The sequence below is a fragment of the Micromonospora sp. NPDC048040 genome (assembly GCF_055587185.1).
In genome coordinates, this window is sequence record NZ_JBVJGT010000006.1 from 117,437 (window position 1) to 134,295 (window position 16,859).

Sequence of the window (16,859 nt, forward strand, 5' to 3'; positions counted from 1 at the left end):
CGGAAACCGTGGTGGTCCAGCGCCGTCCGGCGGCATCGGGTGGCCGCCCGGGGGGTGGAGGCGCGTGCTGTCGGGTCGGGGGATCGGGGGGCGATTTCCGGGTCGGGGGATCAGGGTGGTTGCCGGGCGGGGTCGGCTGTCGGGTCGGGGGATCAGGGTGGTGGAGACGGCGGTGCCCCGCCGGCCGGGTGGGCGGCGGGGCACCGGTGGTGCGGGAGGATCAGGCGACGAAGCGGGTCCGGCGACGCTTGGCCACCACGTAGCCGCCGACGCCCGCGACGAGCAGCAGGCCGCCGATGCCGGCGATCAGGCCGGTGGACTCACCGGTGATCGGCAGTTCGGGGTCGTCGCCACCGCCGCCCTCGCCGCCGGTCGCACCCTTGATGACCAGCGCGGCGGTGTCGTTCCTGGTGTCCAGATCGACGACCTTCCCCGGCTCGCCCGGGCCGAAGTGCAGCAGCCGCACCGAACCCGGCGCGCCGCCCACCTTGTCGATCCGCAGACCGAAGTCGAAGACGGCCGCCTCGCCCTTGCGGCGCAGCTCGAACCACTCGCAGAAGTAGACCCGGCCGCCCGGCTCGCCGTACCAGCCGGTCGGCTCCTCGGCGGTGCCCGGCGAGCACTGATCGGGCGCGTCTACCACGGTGGCGCCGGCGGGAACGGTGACCAGGGCGCCGGTCAGGAGCTCGCCCGGGCTGTACGAGTTGATCGCCGCGGGCCCGTTGTTGACGAAGCCGACCTTGGCGGTGACCGTCCCGCCGGCTGCGCCGGTGACCTCGGCACCGGTGGCGGCGACGTCGGCCCGCTGGTCACCGGTGACGGTGGCGTCGATCCAGCTGACGTTGTTCGTCGTGTCCTTGTCGGTCTGCTTCACCGCGCGGGCCCGCGACGCCGGTGCCGGCACCAGCGTCATCGCGCTTCCGCTGCCCTTCTCCCAGTCCGCGTCGGAGAAGTCACCGATGAACTCCTCCCAGTCGCCCTTGGCGAACCAGATCGCCTGGCCGTACTGCCGGCCCGGCGCCCAGGCGTCGGAGGCGATCGCCAGGGCGGACGAGTCGTCGAGCTGGAGAGCGGCTCCCGGCGGAAGCTCCTCGTCGAAGTGGCACTGGGCGAGGTTGCTGCCGAAGTCCGAGAGGTAGGAGCAGTTCGAGTGCCGCCGCGCCGGGGCGAGACCAGGGGTCATGGCGAGGAGCAGCACCGTGCCGCGCGCGGGTCGGTCGCCGACGTTGGCCACCGTGAGCGGCGCCTTGACCGTGGCGCCGGGGTCGCCGGCGAAGTCCAGGGAGCGCTCCGTCTTCAGGTCGACGCCCTCGCCGACCTCGATGGTGGATCGTGCGGTGGCGGTGGGGCTTCCCTTGGCCGCCACGCTCAGGACGAGCTCGCCCTTGTCGCCGGGTGCGGCGGAATCCTTGGCGGTGACGGTCAGGTTGACCAGGTAGTCGGTGATCTCGGTGCCGTCGAGGGCGCAGGTGATGACCGCGTCGGTCTCCTTGCAGCTCGACATCCGGTCGCCGAGGACGACCGTGGCGAAGCCGTCGACGTCGCTGCGGTCGATGGTGAGGGTCAGCTTCTCGGGCAGCGTCTCCGCAAACGCGTACAGGGTGACCGACTTGGCCTCGCCGCCGGGCGCGACCAGCGCGTTGTTGGCGTAGAGGAGAAGCTCGTCGCCGGGCTCTTCGGCGACGGCGGGGGTGGCGGAGGCGGCGACGAGCGCGCCTGCGACGCCCAGCCCGGCCAACCAGCGCCGGGTGGAGTGCTTCAGCATGTGGGGAGTCCTCCCGTGGGGGTGCCAGGAGTGGCGAGCGGATCTTAAGAAGGCCTTAAGTCTCGCCGCTGTCCCGATTCGCCTCCGGCGGCAAACATCGACCGAACGGCTGGCCAGGATCGTCGCAACGTTCCGCCCGCCCGGACCCGTCATCTGGGGCAGGAGCCCGGGAGGTGCAGTGACGTACGAGGAGTTCGCCGACTCGCGGCTGGCCGCGCTGCTGCGGTACGCGGTCATGCTGACCGGCGACCCGCACCAGGCGCAGGACCTGGTGCAGGACACCATGGTCCGGGTCCAGCTCAACTGGCGTCGGGTGGCCCGGGCCGACTCGCCCGAGCGCTACGTCCGCCGGATGCTGACCAACCAGTACGTCGACTGGCGGCGGGGCTCCTGGATGCGCCGGGTGCTGCTGCGCGCCGAGCCCGACGACGCGGTGCCGGTGCCGGCCGACCACGCCCAGCACGCCGTGGACCGGGACCAGGTCTGGTCCTGGCTGTCCGGGCTGCCGCGCCGGCAGCGGGCCACCCTGGTGCTGCGCTACTACGAGGACCTGCCCGACGCGGAGATCGCCGACATCCTCGGCTGCGCCGTCGGGACCGTCCGTTCGTCCATCTCGCGCGCCCTGGCCACGCTGCGGGCGGAACACGTGGAGGCCTGCTCATGATCGAGGACGACCTGCGTGCCGCCTTCGCCCGGCACGAGGCACTGACCCCGCCCGTCGGTCCGCTGCGGTCCACGATCGACCGGCTCGCGGCTGCCCGTCGCCGTCGCCGGCTGCGGCTCCGGGCCGGCGGTGCCGCGCTGGCCCTGCTCGGCGTGCTGGCGATCGGGATACCACTGTTCACGCCCGATCGGGTCGCCGAGGACGCCACCCTGCTCGCCGAGCCCGCCGGCTCGGCACCGACGGGCGCGCTGAACATCCTGCTGCTCGGCGTGGACGGCTCGGCGAAGGAGCCCGCCCGGCTGGCGGACTCCGTCCTGCTGGTGCACATTCCGGCGGACCGCAGCCGGCCGTACCTCATCTCGCTGCCCCGCGACCTGGCGGTGCCGATTCCCGGTCACGGGACCGACAAGCTCAACGCCGCCTTCCAGTACGGTGCCGGAGACGGCCGGCCCGACCTGGGGCGCGGCTACGAGCTGACCCGCCGGGTGGTCACCGACCTGACGGGCGTACGCGTGGACGCCGGCGCGGTGCTCACCTACCCGGTGTTGCGCCGGCTCACCGACGAGGTCGACGGCGTGGAGGTCTGCCTGCCGCGCGAGGTGCGCTCCATCCACACGAAGCGGGTCTTCCCGACCGGCTGCCAGCGGCTCGACGGCGCCGCCTCGGTCGACCTGCTGCGGCAGCGGCGGGGACTGCCCGAGGGCGGGCTCGACCGGGACCGGCACGCGCAGCTGTTCGCCGCCGGGCTGATCCGTCGGGCCGGCGAGCAGGGGATGCTGACCAATCCGGTCAGGCTCTTCGCCCTGGTCGACACCGTCGGCGCGGACCTGGTCGTGGGCGGCGACGGTTCGCCACTGGTGGACCTGCTGAAGGTGCTTCCGGATCTGAAGTCCGTCGACCCGGTCGGGCTCAGTCTCCCGGTCGGGCCGCCGGAGGGCCTCGGCTGGCGGCTGCCACCGGATCCGAAGGAGGCGCCGGCGTTCCTTGCCGCGTTGCGGGAGGACCGGCTGGCGCAGTGGGTGGCGCGGAATCCGGGTCAGGTCAACCGCACCCGTTGACGGATCAGCGGTAGTCCTCCTCGTCGGGGGCGACCACCCGGGCCTGCTCCATGGCGTCCCAGTCGCCGACCTCCAGGCCGCGGTGCGGCTCCACGTCGGCCTCGCCGGGATCGACCGCGGCGGCCTGCTCGACCGCGTCGGCCGGTTCCGCCTCCATGTCGCGCTCCTCGGGGCTGAGGTGGTCGCTGGGGGCGAAGTCCTCGTCGGGCTGACCCATCAGTCCCTCCCGGGATCTCGGCGGACGGTTACCCCACACACCGTACGGGCTGTGCCCGCCCGCCGCTCGGAAGCCGAGTCGACCGAATCGCCCCACCGGTCGCCGCCCCCGGTGCCAGGATGATGCCGTGGGCTTCCTGATCAGGCTGGCGATCACCGCGGTCGCGCTGTGGATCACCACGCTGATCGTGCCCGGCGTCGAGGTGACCGGCCGCTCCGGCGCCGACGACGCGCTCACGCTCGTCGTCGTGGCGTTGATCTTCGGCGTGGTCAACGCGGTGCTCAAGCCGCTGATCAAGGTGTTCGGCTGCGTCTTCTACCTGCTCACCCTCGGCCTGTTCGCGCTGGTGGTCAACGCCCTGCTCTTCCTGCTGACCGACCGGATCGCCCGGGCGCTGGACCTGCCGTTCCAGGTGGACGGCTTCTGGGCCGCGTTCTGGGGCGCCATCGTGATGGCCGTGGCCACCTGGCTGATCAGCGTCGTCGTGCCCGACAGGTGGGGGCAGCGGTGAGCGCCGCGACCGGCGGTCGGGCGCGTACCGGGTCGGTTGTGCCGGCACCCCTCTTCTACGGGATACTTCCGACGGTGGACAGCGCGGTCCGGCGCACCCAAGGACAACAGCGGCCGGCGACGGCCGACAGCGGTAAGTAAGGAGCGTTCGACATGCCCATCGCTTCCCCCGAGACCTACGCGGAGATGCTGGACCGCGCCAAGGCCGGCCGGTACGCGTACCCCGCGATCAACGTGACGTCCTCGCAGACCCTGAACGCGGCGCTCAAGGGCTTCGCCGACGCGGAGAGCGACGGCATCATCCAGGTCTCGACCGGTGGCGCGGAATACCTCTCCGGACCTTCGATCAAGGACATGGTCACCGGCGCGGTGGCGTTCGCCGCGTACGCGCACGAGGTGGCCAAGAAGTACCCGGTCAACATCGCCCTGCACACCGACCACTGCCCGCAGGAGAAGCTGGACAAGTTCGTCCGCCCGCTGATGGGCATCTCGCAGGAGCGGGTGAAGCGCGGCGAGGAGCCGCTGTTCCAGTCGCACATGTGGGACGGCTCGGCCGTGCCGGTGGCGGAGAACCTGGAGATCGCCGCGCAGCTCCTCGACGAGGCCGCCAAGGGCAAGATCGTCCTCGAGATCGAGGTCGGCGTGGTCGGCGGCGAGGAGGACGGCGTCGAGAACGCCATCAACGAGAAGCTCTACACCACGGTCGAGGACGGCCTGGCCATGGTGGACGCGCTCGGCCTGGGCGAGAAGGGCCGCTACATGGCGGCGCTGACCTTCGGCAACGTGCACGGCGTCTACAAGCCGGGCAACGTCAAGCTCCGTCCGGAGATCCTCAACCAGATCCAGGAGGCGGTCGGCGCCAAGTACGGCAAGGAGAAGCCGCTCAGCCTGGTCTTCCACGGCGGCTCCGGCTCGCTGCTGTCGGAGATCCGCGAGGCGCTCGACTACGGCGTGGTGAAGATGAACATCGACACCGACACCCAGTACTGCTTCTCCCGTCCGGTCGCGGACCACATGTTCCGCAACTACGACGGCGTGCTCAAGGTCGACGGCGAGGTCGGCAACAAGAAGATGTACGACCCGCGGGTCTGGGGCAAGGCCGCCGAGGCCGGCATGGCCGCCCGCGTCGTGGAGGCCTGCGAGCACCTGCGCTCGACCGGCACCACGCTCGCCAAGTGACGCGCTGACGCGTACCGCCGGCGGCCGGCTCCCCACCGGGGGCCGGCCGTCGGCGTGTCCGGCCCGTCAGGCCGTCGCGGTGAGCACCCGGACGGCCTCGTGGACGTCGTCGGTGAGGTGCACGGTGGCGGACAGGTCGCCGAACGGCGAGGCGCCCAGCAGCGGTCGCAGCAGCGACTCCACCGGCAGCTCCCGCGTCCAGTACGTGCGGTCCAGGAAGACGTACGCGCCACTGGCCCCGTCGGTGCCGTAGTAGGTCTTGGTGGCCGCCTGGAACACCTCCTGCACGGTGCCGGCCCGGCCGGGCGCGAAGACGATCCCGCCCCGGGCCAGCCGCAGGATGGTGTCCTCGCGGATGGCGTTGGAGAAGTACTTCGCGATCCGGCCGGCGAACAGGTTCGCCGGCTCGTGCCCGTAGAGCCAGGTCGGGATGGCCAGCCCGCCGGCGCGCGCCCAGTCCACGTCGCCGCCGGCCAGCGTGGCCGAGTCGACGCGGGAGACGCTGGCGGCGTCGGCGGCCCGGGGCCGGGGCGCCGGCACCGGCTGGCCGTAGCGCTCCCGGACCAGCAGCGCCGCCGCCGTGTAGCGGTCGTGGTCGGTGAAGTCCGGTGCCCCGGCGAGCAGGTCGATCGCGGCGTCCAGGTCCTCGACCGGCCGCAGTGCCAGGAACGCGCCCAGGTTGGCGGCCTCCATCACCCCGGGGCCGCCGCCGGTCACCACCAGCCGGTCGGCCCGGGCCAGCTCCCAGCCCAGCACGGCCGCCATCCGGAACGGCGCGCTGCCGCGCGGCACCGCGTGCCCGCCCATGATGCCGACCACCGACTGCGGCCCGTGGGTGGCCAGCCAGGCGCGGGTGGCGTCGGCGAGCGCGTTGTCCACGCCGTGGTCGTGCAGCCGCTGGCCGAGCGCCTCCTTCACCTCCGGCAGCGCCCCGCCGTGCGCGCGGAAGTGCTCGTACACCCGGGTGTCGTACATCCCGGCGAAGCCGCCCTCGGCGAAGCCGGCGGCCAGATCCTCAGGGGTGTAGAGGTGCGACGGCTGGGTCGGGTAGGGCAGCCCGGAGAACGGCGGCACGACGTTCGCGCCGCGCCGGACCAGGTCGGCGCCGACCTCGCGGGAGGCGAAGCGGCACCCGACGAACAGGGTGCCGGTCACCTCGATCCCGGTGAGGTCGGGGACGGGTGCGAGGTCGAGCCGCAGCCCCTGCACGGTCAGCCCGACCAGGCTGCCCGTGGCCAGTCGCCGGTCGAACTCGGCGCGGGTCTCGATCTCGTCGGTGCAGGTGTGCGGCTCGATGACGTCCGCGGGTGGTGGGGTCGGCACCCTCGCCATCCTGCCCCGCCCCGGCAACCCGGCCAAACCTGCGAGGGTGGCCGCGCGGTCGGCAGACCCGGGCCGGCGGCCGGGCGGTGCGGACGCCGCGCGGCGCCGGCGGCACCGGGCCGCCCGGCTCGTCGGGAGCGCGCCGGGCCTGCCCGGAACGGACAGGAGCCCGGCGGCCACAGCCACCGGGCTCCTGCATAACCCGGTCCTGGGGAGGCTCCGGACCAATAGTTGTAGTGGAAAATACTTGCCGGTGGCATGGGCCGCAGGCGTGACAAACTCCTCAGCCGTTCAGTCAACCAGCTCGCCCAACCCCCTCGCGCACCCGCGGGCGAAGCGGGTTGAATGGGACGATGCAGAACCTGTTGCCGGAACCACCGGCCACCCTCCTCCCCGCGCACGACGAGGCCGACGCCGCCCTGGCCGCCGCCGAGCAGGCCGGCAGCGACGAGGCGTACGCCGAGGTGGCGGCGCGCTTCCCGACCTACAGCGCCGGCTGGGGCGCGCTGGCGGCCCGGGCCCTCGCCGCGGGCCAGGTCGTCCCGGCGTACGCCTACGCGCGCACCGGCTACCACCGGGGGCTGGACCAGCTGCGCCGCAACGGCTGGAAGGGGCACGGCCCGGTGCCGTGGTCGCACGAGCCGAACCAGGGCTTCCTGCGCTGCCTCTACGTGCTGTCCCGCGCCGCCGACGCGATCGGCGAGGCCGACGAGGCGGCCCGCTGCGCCCAGTTCCTCCGGGACTGCGACCCGGCCGCCGCGGACGCGCTGGCCAGCAACTGACGCCGCTCCGACGGCCGGCCCGACACGCTGCCGGCCGGCCGTCGGGCTGTCCCGGTCCCTACAACCCCTCCGCCACGGAGGCGGCGATCTTCAGCCAGGCGTCCCGCGTCGCCGAGGAGAGAGCGGCGTACCGGATCGGCTCGCCGGTGTCGATGAGCCGCTCGTACGGCGCGAGCAGCACCGCCCGGGTGCGGGCCGCGAAGTGTTCCTGGATCGCCGGCAGGTCGATCTCCTTGCGTGAGGGCGGCATGGAGACCACGGTGACCGCCTGCCGGACCAGCCGCTGCCGGCCGCTCTGCTCCAGGTGGTCCAGCATCCGGGCGGCCGTCTCCGCCGAGTCGTTCCGGGCCGACATGGTGACCACGAGCTGGTCGGTGGCGTCCATCGCGGCCTGCCAGTTCTGGGCGCGTACGTTGTTGCCGGTGTCCACGAAGATCAGCTTGTAGAACCGGCTCACCACCTCGCGGATCTCGGCGAACGCGGCGGCGGTGAGCATCTCGCCCCCGGTCGCCGACTCGTCGGAGGCGAGGACGTCGAACATCCCCTCGCCCTGCGACCGGACGTACTGCGACAGGTCGCCCACCCGCCCGTGCGCGCCCTGGAACTGGCCCAGGTCGCGCAGCATGTCCCGCACCGTGCGCGAGTGGAAGTCCTGCTGGGCGCGCATCCCGAGGGTGCCCTGGGTCTCGTTGTTGTCCCACGCCAGTACGTAGCCGCCGCGCTTCTGGCCGAACGTCATCGCCAGCAGCAGGATGGCCACCGTCTTGCCGGCGCCGCCCTTCGGGTTCACCACGGTCACCTGGCGCAGCCCGCCGAAGTTGCGGCGCACCATCTCGATGTCCCGCCGCAGCTCCTGCTCGTGCCGCCCGGGCGGGAGCCGCAGCCCCATCCGGTTCGCCACCGCCCGTACGCCCATCGTGGCCACCGGGTCGGCGGGCCGGACCTGCCGGCGGCGGGCGAAGTCCTCGGCGGTCGGCGGCGCGGTGATCGCCGGGTTCCAGTTCGGGTCGGGCTGGGCCGGCGGCACGGCGGTCACCCCCTCGGCCGCCTGGTACGCCTGCTGCGGCACCGGGCCGACGACCCCCGGCGTGCCCTGCGGCCAGGCCGGCGGATACCACCCGGGCTGGGGCGGGTACGGGCCGGGCGGCGGCGTCGGGCCCGCCTGCTGCGGCGGGTACGGGCCGGTCATCTGCGGCGGGTACGGGCCGGGCGGCGTGGCCTGCGGCGGTACCCCCGCATCCGGCCCGGGGCCCCCGCCCTGCCCGGGCGCGCCGCCCTGCCCGGGGCCGCCCTGCTGCGGCATGCCCTGCCCGGCGCTGTCCTGCTCGCCCATGCCCTGCTGGGCCGAGTTCGGTCCGGCTGTGTCCTGCGGGGGCATGCCCTGCCCGGCCGTGCCCTGCGTGGGCGTGCCGTGACCAGCTGTGTCCTGCGGCATGCCGTGACCGGCCGTGCCCTGCGGGGGCACGTCGGGACCGGGCGCGGCGCCTTCGCCTATGGGCGCCGGCTCGGCGGCACCGTGGTTCGTCATGGCCGCCGGTCGGGCGGTGCCGGCCGCCGGCGTGGGTTCGACGGCGGACGGGGCGGGCCGCTGCGGCGGCTGTGCCCACGGGGACTCGGCCGATCCGCGCGCCCCGCCGCCGTTCGCCGAGCCGCTGTGGGTCGCGCTGCCGTTCGCCGAGCCGCTGATTGCCGCTGTGCCGCCCGCCGGTGCGCCGTCCGCCGCTGTGCCGCCCGCCGGTGCGCCGCCTCCGCTGTCGGTGCCGCCGGCAACCCCGCTCGTCGCCGGCCCCGCACCGGTCGCGTCCGGTCCGGCGGCGACCTCTGGCGACCGCTCGGTGGCGGCGGCTCGGTCGGTGGCCGAGGGCTGCGGAATCGCGGCCGGGCGCGTGACCGGGATCGGCGCGGCCGGCTGGTCGAGGCTGAAGGGCATGTCGAGGTCGACCCGGGCGGGGGCGGGCTGAGGAGACCGGGGAGCCGGCACGCCGGCCCCGGCGCCCTCGGCCGGGGGTCCACCCGCCCCGACCGCCGACCTGGGTCCGTTCCCGGCGACGCCCGGGGCGCTCGTGCCCCCACCGGGCAGAGCGGAGGTGCCCGCGCCGGGCGGAACGGCTGCGCCCGTGGCGGGCGGGGCGACTGCGCCCGTGGCGGGCGGGGCGACTGCGCCCGTGGCGGGCGGGGCGACTGCGCCGATGCCCTGCCGGGCGGCTGCGTCCGAACCGGCGGGCGGGGCGGTCGGGTCGCTGGGCGGGACGACTGTGCCTGCGGCGGGCGGGACGACAGCGCCTGCGGCGGCAGGGGCGGTCGGCCCTGCGGGGGGCGTCGGCGGCGCCCAGCCCTGGCCCGAGGGGCCGGGCTCCCATCCGGAGGCCGCAGCCGGCGGGGGCGCCCAGCCGGTGGCCGGGTCCGGCGGCGCGGGCGTCGCCGGGCCGCCCGGCGGGCCGCCGGTCAGGGACGGGTAGTCGGCGGGCGAGGGCGGGGCGGCCGGTCGGCCCTGCGGGGGAACGGGCGACCCCGGTGAGGCGGTCGACGCCCACGGCGGTGCGTCGGCACCGTCGATCTGGTCGGGCGGCCAGAGTGGTTCGATGTCCCGCTCCGGCATCGGCGGCTGGCCGGGCATGTGGACCCGGTCGGCGTTCTCGTCCACCACGGTTCCTCCCCATTCCTTCTGCCGAGGATAGGCCCAGTGGCCGGCCGCGGTCGGCCGTCGCGGGGGACGCCGAGGTCAGCTCGTCCAGACCGCCCAGGCGCCCGGTTCGGTCCACCAGGACCGCTTCCGGCTCAGCTCGCCCTCGGCCCCGTCGTCGAGGAACGGGACCTTCCCCTCGCGGGGCAGCACGGACACGGCCCGCCCCCGGGCGCGGCGTACCTCCAGCCGCATTCGCTTCCTGCCGAACGCCGAGCGGGTGACCACGGGCACGGCCACCGCCACCTCGACCCGCCCGTCCGTCGGGTCGGGGTCGCCGAGCAGTGTCACGTCGTCGAGCCGGGCGTACCCGCCGGCGTTGCCGATCGCGCAGGCCAGCAGCGGGTCGTCGCCGTTGGAGAGGACGGCGTCGTCCACCTCGACCCGCCCCCGCCAGTGCAGCGGCCGGCCGCTGTCGTCGGCGGCACCGATCAGCGCGCCGTCCAGGGTCACCGAGCCGCCGTCGTTGCGCAGCAGGTCGAGCCGGCGGGCCGTGCCGTCCAGCACCACGGCGGCCACCGCCGCCGGGTCGCGGGGCAGCCCGAGCTGCGCCGCCAGGTCACGGTGCGTCGTGCTCCGCGCCGGATCGAGCGGGAGTACGCCGATCGGCGGCAGGTCCGGCACCGTGCGGTTGCCGGGAAGGTCATCCGGACGGCGGCTGGGCGGTGGGGCGTACCGCCGGACGAGCCGGCGCACGACGGCGCGCAACTGTGCGTCGCTGGCGGCGGCGACCACCAGCCGGATCTTGGAGTCCGGGTCGGGCCAGGTGAGGCCGTCCGGGCGGGGCGGCGCGTCGAACCTGGCCAGCACCGCGTCGATCTCGGCGTCCGAGCGGGCGGTGACCGTCTCCACCCGGGCGCCCCGGGCGGTGAGCGCGTCCGCGCAGGCCAGCACCGGCACCCGGGGGGTGTCGCAGCGCTCCCCGGCCTTCCCGTCGTGCCGGTCGCCGGTCCCGCAGACGTCGGCCGCGTCACGTGCCGTCGCGCCCCCGTCCGCCGTCGTCCCGGCCCCGGCCTCGGCTCCGTCCGCTGTCGCCCCCGCCCCGGTCTTGGCTCCGTCCGCCGTCGCCCCGGCGTCGGCCTCGTGCGCCGTCGCGCCGCCGCAGCAGGCGCCGCCGCTGCCGCAGGCCCCGCCGGACGCGTCGCGCTCCGAGCCGAGGGTGAGCAGCACCACGTCGTACACGGAAAGGGCCTCCTGCCTCTCGACGCGACCCCTGCCGGCCGCGTCGTCACTACTTGTTAGCCTGACACCCCGGGCTCGCTGACCGGTCGCCACCTGGCACCCGAGCCTTCTGGAGGCGAGAAGATGCCAGCGATCGTGCTCCTCGGCGCCCAGTGGGGCGACGAGGGCAAGGGCAAGGTTACCGACCTGCTGGGTGAGCGGGTCGACTACGTCGTGCGCTACTCCGGCGGCAACAACGCCGGCCACACGGTGATCACCCCGGACGGCCAGAAGTACGCGCTGCACCTGATGCCGTCGGGTGCCCTGTCACCGAGCGCGATGATCGTCATCGGCAACGGCGTGGTGGTCGACCCGAAGGTGCTGCTGGCCGAGATCGACGGGCTCGCCGAGCGGGGCGTGGACGTCAGCCGGCTGCGGATCTCCGGCGACGCGCACCTGATCATGCCGCACCACCGGGCCCTGGACCGCGTCGTCGAGCGCTACCTCGGCAGCTCCCGGATCGGCACCACCGGCCGGGGCATCGGCCCCGCGTACGGCGACAAGGTCGCCCGGATGGGGATCCGGCTGCAGGACCTGCTCGACCCGGGCATCCTGCGCAAGAAGCTGGAACTGGCGCTGCGCGAGAAGAACCAGCTCCTGTTCAAGGTGTACAACCGCAAGGCGATCGACGTCGACGCGACGATCGAGGAGTACCTGGAGTACGCGGAGCGGCTCAAGCCGTACATCGCCGAGACCCGGGTCATGCTCTGGGACGCGCTGGACCGCGGCGAGACGGTCCTGCTGGAGGGCGCCCAGGCCACCATGCTCGACATGGACCACGGCACGTACCCCTTCGTCACGTCGTCGAACCCGACGGCCGGCGGGGCCTGCGTGGGCGCCGGCATCCCGCCGACGGCGATCAGCAAGGTGATCGCGGTCAGCAAGGCGTACACGACCCGGGTCGGCTCCGGGCCGTTCCCGACCGAACTCTTCGACGACAACGGTCAGCACCTGCGCAAGGTCGGCCACGAGTACGGCACCACCACCGGCCGGGAGCGCCGCTGCGGCTGGTTCGACGCCGTCGTCGCCCGGTACGCCTGCCGCCTCAACGGGGTCACCGACCTGGTGGTCACCAAGCTGGACGTGCTGACCGGCCTGCCCAAGGTGCCGATCTGTGTCGGTTACGAGATCAACGGCAAGCGTTACGACGACATGCCGATGACCCAGACCGACTTCCACCACGCGACTCCGGTCTACGAGGAGCTCGACGGCTGGTGGGAGGACATCACCGAGGCGAGGACCGAGGCGGAACTCCCGGAGAACGCCCGCCGCTACATCGCCCGCATCGAGGAGCTCTGCGGCACCCGCGTCAGCGTGGTAGGCGTAGGCCCCGGCCGCGAGGAAAACGTCCTCCGCCACCCCCTCCTCCCCTAACCCCCCCCGGGGGACCACCCCGTTGATCATGAGTTGCTGCCGTCGGTGCCGGCGTGTCGTGACAACAACCTCATGATCAACGGGGCGGCCGAGGGGGTCAGTAGGATCGGGGTGTGCGGGTTCTTCTTCTTGGTGGTGGGGGGCGGGAGCATGCGCTCGCGCTGGGCCTCGCCGGTGATCCGTCCGTCGAGCAGCTGATCGCGGCGCCCGGGAATCCCGGCATCGCTTCGCTGGCGGAGCTGCGGGCGGTGGATGCCTGCGATCCGGCGGCCGTCGCCGCGCTGGCGGTGGAGACCGGGGTCGACCTGGTGGTGATCGGGCCGGAGGCGCCGCTGGTCGCCGGGGTCGCCGACGCCGTACGCGCCAAGGGGATCCCCGCGTTCGGGCCGTCCGCCGAGGCCGCCCGGCTGGAGGGCTCGAAGGCGTTCGCCAAGGACGTGATGACCGCCGCCGGCGTGCCGACCGCCCGCGCGTACACCTGCACGGACGCGGAGAGCACGGCGCGGGCGCTGGACGAGTTCGGCGCGCCGTACGTGGTGAAGAACGACGGGCTCGCCGCCGGCAAGGGTGTCGTGGTGACCGACGACCGCGCCGCCGCGCTCCGGCACGCGGAGGAGTGCGGCCGGGTCGTCGTGGAGGAATACCTGGCCGGCCCGGAGGTCTCCCTCTTCGTGGTCACCGACGGCGAGGCGGCGGTGCCGCTGCTGCCGGCGCAGGACTTCAAGCGGGTCGGCGACGGCGACACCGGCCCGAACACCGGCGGCATGGGGGCGTACGCGCCGCTGCCCTGGGCGCCGCCCGGCCTGGTCGACGAGGTCATGCGCGACGTCGTCCACCCGACCCTGGCCGAGATGGCCCGACGGGGCACCCCGTTCGCGGGCCTGCTCTACGTCGGGCTGGCGATCACCGCCGACGGTCCCCGGGTGATCGAGTTCAACGCCCGCTTCGGCGACCCGGAGACGCAGGTGGTGCTCGCGCTGCTGGAGACCCCGCTCGCCGGGCTGCTGCACGCCGCCGCCACCGGCACGCTGGCCGGGCACCCGCCGCTGCGGTGGCGCGACGGGGCCGCCGTCACGGTCGTGGTCGCCGCCGAGGGCTACCCGGCCGCCCCGCGCAGCGGCGACGTGATCACCGGTGCCGAGGTTCCGGGCGTCATCCACGCCGGCACCCGCCGGGCCGACGACGGGGCGCTGCTCTCCTCCGGTGGCCGGGTGCTCTGCGCCACCGCCACCGGCGCCGACCTGGCCGCCGCCCGGGACGCCGCGTACGCGCTGGTGGCCGGCGTGGAGCTGGCCGGCTCGCACCACCGCACCGACATCGCCGCCGCCGCCGTCGAGGGTCGGATCACGATTCCGGGCTGACCGGGCAACCCCCGCCGCCGTCGCCTCCGTTTGACCGGTGAGGCGAGGAGGTGGCGGGATTGCCTGCCGACATCGAGGGCTACCGCGAGTACGTCGGGGCCCGGCTGGAGCCGCTGCGCCGCACGGCGTACCTGCTCTGCGGTGACTGGCACACGGCCGACGACCTGGTGTCGACGGCGCTGGTCAAGCTGCTGCGGCACTGGCGGCGGGTGTCCGGCATGGACAACCCAGACGCCTACGTCCGGCGTACCCTGCTGCGGGTCTGGCTGGACGAGCGGCGCCGGCCGTGGCGGCGTGAGGCCGCCTGGGCCGAGGTCCCGGACGCCCCCGCGCGGTCCGCGACCGAAGGTGCCGCCGACCGGCTGACCATCCTCGCCCTGCTTGCCGAGTTGCCGCCGCGCCGCCGCGCGGTCCTGGTGCTGCGCTACTTCTGCGACCTGTCCGTCGAGGAAACCGCCCGGGAGCTCGGCTGCACCACCGGCACCGTCAAGAGCCAGTCGGCGCGCGCGATCGAGGCGCTGCGGGGCCGCCTCGTCGACGCGCCGGCCCGAGTCGAGGAGGCACGCACCGATGGATGATTTCTCCCGGCAGTTGCGCGCGGCGGTGGCCTCGTCGCCACCGACCCGGATCGACGTGGACCGGCTGATCGCCGACGACCGTCAGCGCCGCCGCCACCGCGCCTGGACGCTGGCGGGCACGGGAGTCGCCGTCGCCGTGCTCGCGCTGACGCCTGCGCTGGTCGCCGGACCCGGCGATCGCTTGCCGTCGGGCAGAGGCGGCTCGCCGTCCGCCGCACCGTCGTTCTGTTCGGAGCCGTTGCCGCCGTCCGGCAGGCCGCAGCCACCCGTGCCGACGTACGACACGGTGCGCGCCCAGCCGACCGAGCGCCCCGAGGACGGCGTGGCGCGGCTGACCGGCGTGCTGCGCGCGGCCCTTGACGACCACCTGCCAGCGGGGCTGACGGTCGAGGAAGAGTTGCGCGACTGCGACCAAATCCAGTTCGTCCATCGCCGGAGCACCTCGCACTACTGGACCCGCATCCTGGTCACCAGCGGTCCCCTGGTCGAGTGGTTGGACGTGACGCTGGTGACGAGGTCCACCGACGAACGCCCCGGATGCGGCGCCGCGATGGACCACGGCATCTGCGAAGACCGCCGCCTCCCGGACGGCAGCCTGATCGCCGCCAGCACCGAGCCCAACCCGAGTCACAGGGGCGTGGAGCGGCGCGCGGTGCTGGTGCAGCGGGTGGACGGCACGTCCGTGACGGTGGCGGCGAACAACTTTCCGATGATCATGAAAGACCCGGACGGCCCTCGGTCGCTGGAGCCCGCACCGCCGCCGGTGGTCACCATGGCGCAGTTGACTGCCATCGCCACCACGCCCGGCCTGACGCTCTATCCCTGATCCGGCGGGTTCCGGTGCGCCTAGGGCGCCCACTGCTCGCCGAGCGGGAGGGGCCCCTCGACCCGGCCCGACGTGCCGCCGGGCGGGGCGGGCGGGTGGCGGGGCGGCTCGTCCAGCGCCCGCAGTACCGGCAGCGGCGCGGCGACCAGCGCCGCCACCAGCAGCGCCCCGGCGAGCAGCAGGAAGGCCGGGCGCAGCCCGAGCCACTCCACCAACGGCCCGGCGAGCAGATAGCCCGCCGGGCCGGCGGCGTACGTGAAGGAGGTCATCACCCCGACCACCCGGCCGCGCAGCCGCTCCGGGGTGCGGGTCTGCATGGCGTAGTTGGCGAGCGGGTTGACCGGCCCGTACGCGAGCCCGATGACGGCGGCGAAGCCGAGCATGGCCGGGTACGGCGGCAACGCGGCCAGTCCGACCAGGGCCGCCCCGGTGACCACGAGGGCGACCACCATCAGGGTGCGCCGGCGGATCCGCCGTCCCGCCGTGCCGGAGGCGAGGGCCCCGACCACTGATCCGGCGCTCATCGCCATCAGGATCGCGCCGAGCCGGGCCGGTTCGCCCTGGGCGACGAACCACGCCGGCAGCAGCACGCCCTCGACCGGCAGGTAGAGCGCGACCAGCACCATCGTGATCAGTGCGATGGTCCGCAGCAGCCGGTCCCGCCAGACGAACCGCAGTCCCTCGGCGGTGCCGTGCCACAGGCCGGCCGGCGGGCGTTCCGGGCGGCCGGCCCCGGGCAGCCGGACGGCGGCGACCAGCGCGACGGCCAGGGCGAAACCGGCGGCGGTGACCCAGAGCGTCGAGCCCGGACCGATCGCGGCGATGAGCACGCCGCCGACCCCGGGCCCGATCAGGAAGGCGAGGCCCCAGACCGCCTCGTGCACCCCGTTGGCCCGTTCGATCCGCCACCCGGCGGCCTGCGCGGCGGCCGGCAGCAGCGTCTCGCGGGCGGTCAGCCCGGCCGGGTCGAAGACGGCCCCGAGCGCGGCCAGCGCCACGATCCAGCCGTCGTTCAACCCGAGCAGGGCGTCCACCACCGGGATCGCGGCGACCGAGACGGCGGAGAGCGCGTCGGAGACCAGGGCCGTACGCCGCCGGCCGAGCAGGTCCACGACGGTGCCGGAGACGAGGCTGGACAGCAGCAGCGGCGTACGGCGGCGGGGACCGGAGCTGATCATGGTGCTGTCAGCCTAGGGGCCGCCGGCGGCGGTGCGCACCGGAAAACGGCCGAGCGGGAGGGAGCGCCGACGCCGATCGACCATGTCCGCAACCCGCCCGCCCTCGACCCGGCCCGACGTGCCGCCGGGCAGCACCGTGA

Annotated in this window: 14 protein-coding genes and 1 pseudogene; 9 read left to right on the forward strand and 6 right to left on the reverse strand. The window is 74.5% G+C overall.

Features of this window, described 5'->3' with window-relative positions; genetic code table 11:
* Window positions 1-220 precede the first annotated feature (220 nt).
* Window positions 221-1,765: an LPXTG cell wall anchor domain-containing protein gene (locus tag ACZ6O2_RS09785; RefSeq protein WP_466022578.1), complete on the reverse strand. Its 1,545-nt coding sequence runs from the start codon at window positions 1,763-1,765 to the stop codon at window positions 221-223.
* A gap of 178 nt (window positions 1,766-1,943) precedes the next feature.
* Here ACZ6O2_RS09785 and ACZ6O2_RS09790 point away from each other — a divergent pair, with 178 nt between their 5' ends.
* On the forward strand, window positions 1,944-2,429 hold the full coding sequence (locus ACZ6O2_RS09790) for a SigE family RNA polymerase sigma factor (protein ID WP_350702198.1): 486 nt from the start codon (window positions 1,944-1,946) through the stop codon (window positions 2,427-2,429).
* Window positions 2,426-3,487, forward strand: a complete 1,062-nt coding sequence (locus ACZ6O2_RS09795; protein ID WP_466022579.1) for an LCP family protein — start codon at window positions 2,426-2,428, stop codon at window positions 3,485-3,487. The genes ACZ6O2_RS09790 and ACZ6O2_RS09795 overlap by 4 nt, the downstream gene beginning before the upstream one ends.
* 4 nt (window positions 3,488-3,491) lie before the next feature.
* On the opposite strand, the gene ACZ6O2_RS09800 is transcribed toward ACZ6O2_RS09795, so the two are convergent.
* On the reverse strand, window positions 3,492-3,704 hold the full coding sequence (locus ACZ6O2_RS09800; protein ID WP_350702194.1) for a hypothetical protein: 213 nt from the start codon (window positions 3,702-3,704) through the stop codon (window positions 3,492-3,494).
* Between the two features lie 127 nt (window positions 3,705-3,831).
* Here ACZ6O2_RS09800 and ACZ6O2_RS09805 point away from each other — a divergent pair, with 127 nt between their 5' ends.
* Together ACZ6O2_RS09805 and fbaA are read left to right on the forward strand one after the other, a co-directional pair.
* Window positions 3,832-4,215 (forward strand): phage holin family protein, encoded by a 384-nt coding sequence (locus tag ACZ6O2_RS09805; protein ID WP_350702192.1) that lies wholly within the window; start codon window positions 3,832-3,834, stop codon window positions 4,213-4,215.
* Window positions 4,216-4,367: 152 nt separating this feature from the next.
* The gene (fbaA, locus tag ACZ6O2_RS09810; protein ID WP_350702190.1) at window positions 4,368-5,393 is read left to right on the forward strand and encodes a class II fructose-bisphosphate aldolase; all 1,026 of its coding nucleotides are present in this window, start codon (window positions 4,368-4,370) and stop codon (window positions 5,391-5,393) included.
* Between the two features lie 66 nt (window positions 5,394-5,459).
* Here the strand turns inward: fbaA and ACZ6O2_RS09815 are convergent, their stop codons facing one another.
* Window positions 5,460-6,716 carry an LOG family protein gene (locus tag ACZ6O2_RS09815; RefSeq protein ID WP_466022580.1) on the reverse strand — a complete coding sequence of 419 codons (1,257 nt, stop codon included), beginning with the start codon at window positions 6,714-6,716 and terminating at the stop codon, window positions 5,460-5,462.
* A gap of 353 nt (window positions 6,717-7,069) precedes the next feature.
* Between ACZ6O2_RS09815 and ACZ6O2_RS09820 the strand changes: the two genes are divergently transcribed.
* Complete coding sequence (locus ACZ6O2_RS09820) at window positions 7,070-7,498, forward strand: DUF3151 domain-containing protein (RefSeq protein ID WP_350702186.1); 429 nt, start codon at window positions 7,070-7,072, stop codon at window positions 7,496-7,498.
* Window positions 7,499-7,556: 58 nt separating this feature from the next.
* Here the strand turns inward: ACZ6O2_RS09820 and ACZ6O2_RS09825 are convergent, their stop codons facing one another.
* Both ACZ6O2_RS09825 and ACZ6O2_RS09830 read right to left on the reverse strand, forming a co-directional pair.
* On the reverse strand, window positions 7,557-9,428 hold the full coding sequence (locus ACZ6O2_RS09825; RefSeq protein WP_466022656.1) for a MinD/ParA family ATP-binding protein: 1,872 nt from the start codon (window positions 9,426-9,428) through the stop codon (window positions 7,557-7,559).
* A gap of 792 nt (window positions 9,429-10,220) precedes the next feature.
* The gene (locus ACZ6O2_RS09830; RefSeq protein WP_466022581.1) at window positions 10,221-11,363 is read right to left on the reverse strand and encodes a diacylglycerol kinase family protein; all 1,143 of its coding nucleotides are present in this window, start codon (window positions 11,361-11,363) and stop codon (window positions 10,221-10,223) included.
* Between the two features lie 123 nt (window positions 11,364-11,486).
* Between ACZ6O2_RS09830 and ACZ6O2_RS09835 the strand changes: the two genes are divergently transcribed.
* The 4 genes from ACZ6O2_RS09835 to ACZ6O2_RS09850 all read left to right on the forward strand — a co-directional run bounded on the left by ACZ6O2_RS09835 (window position 11,487) and on the right by ACZ6O2_RS09850 (window position 15,541).
* Window positions 11,487-12,776, forward strand: a complete 1,290-nt coding sequence (locus ACZ6O2_RS09835; RefSeq protein WP_350702182.1) for an adenylosuccinate synthase — start codon at window positions 11,487-11,489, stop codon at window positions 12,774-12,776.
* Between the two features lie 113 nt (window positions 12,777-12,889).
* Window positions 12,890-14,137, forward strand: coding sequence for a phosphoribosylamine--glycine ligase (gene purD / locus ACZ6O2_RS09840; RefSeq protein ID WP_466022582.1), 1,248 nt, complete (start codon window positions 12,890-12,892; stop codon window positions 14,135-14,137).
* Window positions 14,138-14,196: 59 nt separating this feature from the next.
* Window positions 14,197-14,715, forward strand: coding sequence for a SigE family RNA polymerase sigma factor (locus ACZ6O2_RS09845; protein WP_350702178.1), 519 nt, complete (start codon window positions 14,197-14,199; stop codon window positions 14,713-14,715).
* A 55-nt stretch (window positions 14,716-14,770) separates the two neighbouring features.
* The gene (locus tag ACZ6O2_RS09850; RefSeq protein WP_350702176.1) at window positions 14,771-15,541 is read left to right on the forward strand and encodes a hypothetical protein; all 771 of its coding nucleotides are present in this window, start codon (window positions 14,771-14,773) and stop codon (window positions 15,539-15,541) included.
* 20 nt (window positions 15,542-15,561) lie between these two features.
* Here ACZ6O2_RS09850 and ACZ6O2_RS09855 read toward each other — a convergent pair.
* Window positions 15,562-16,689, reverse strand: a pseudogene (locus ACZ6O2_RS09855) (MFS transporter); the annotation flags it as partial.
* Window positions 16,690-16,859: the final 170 nt, after the last annotated feature.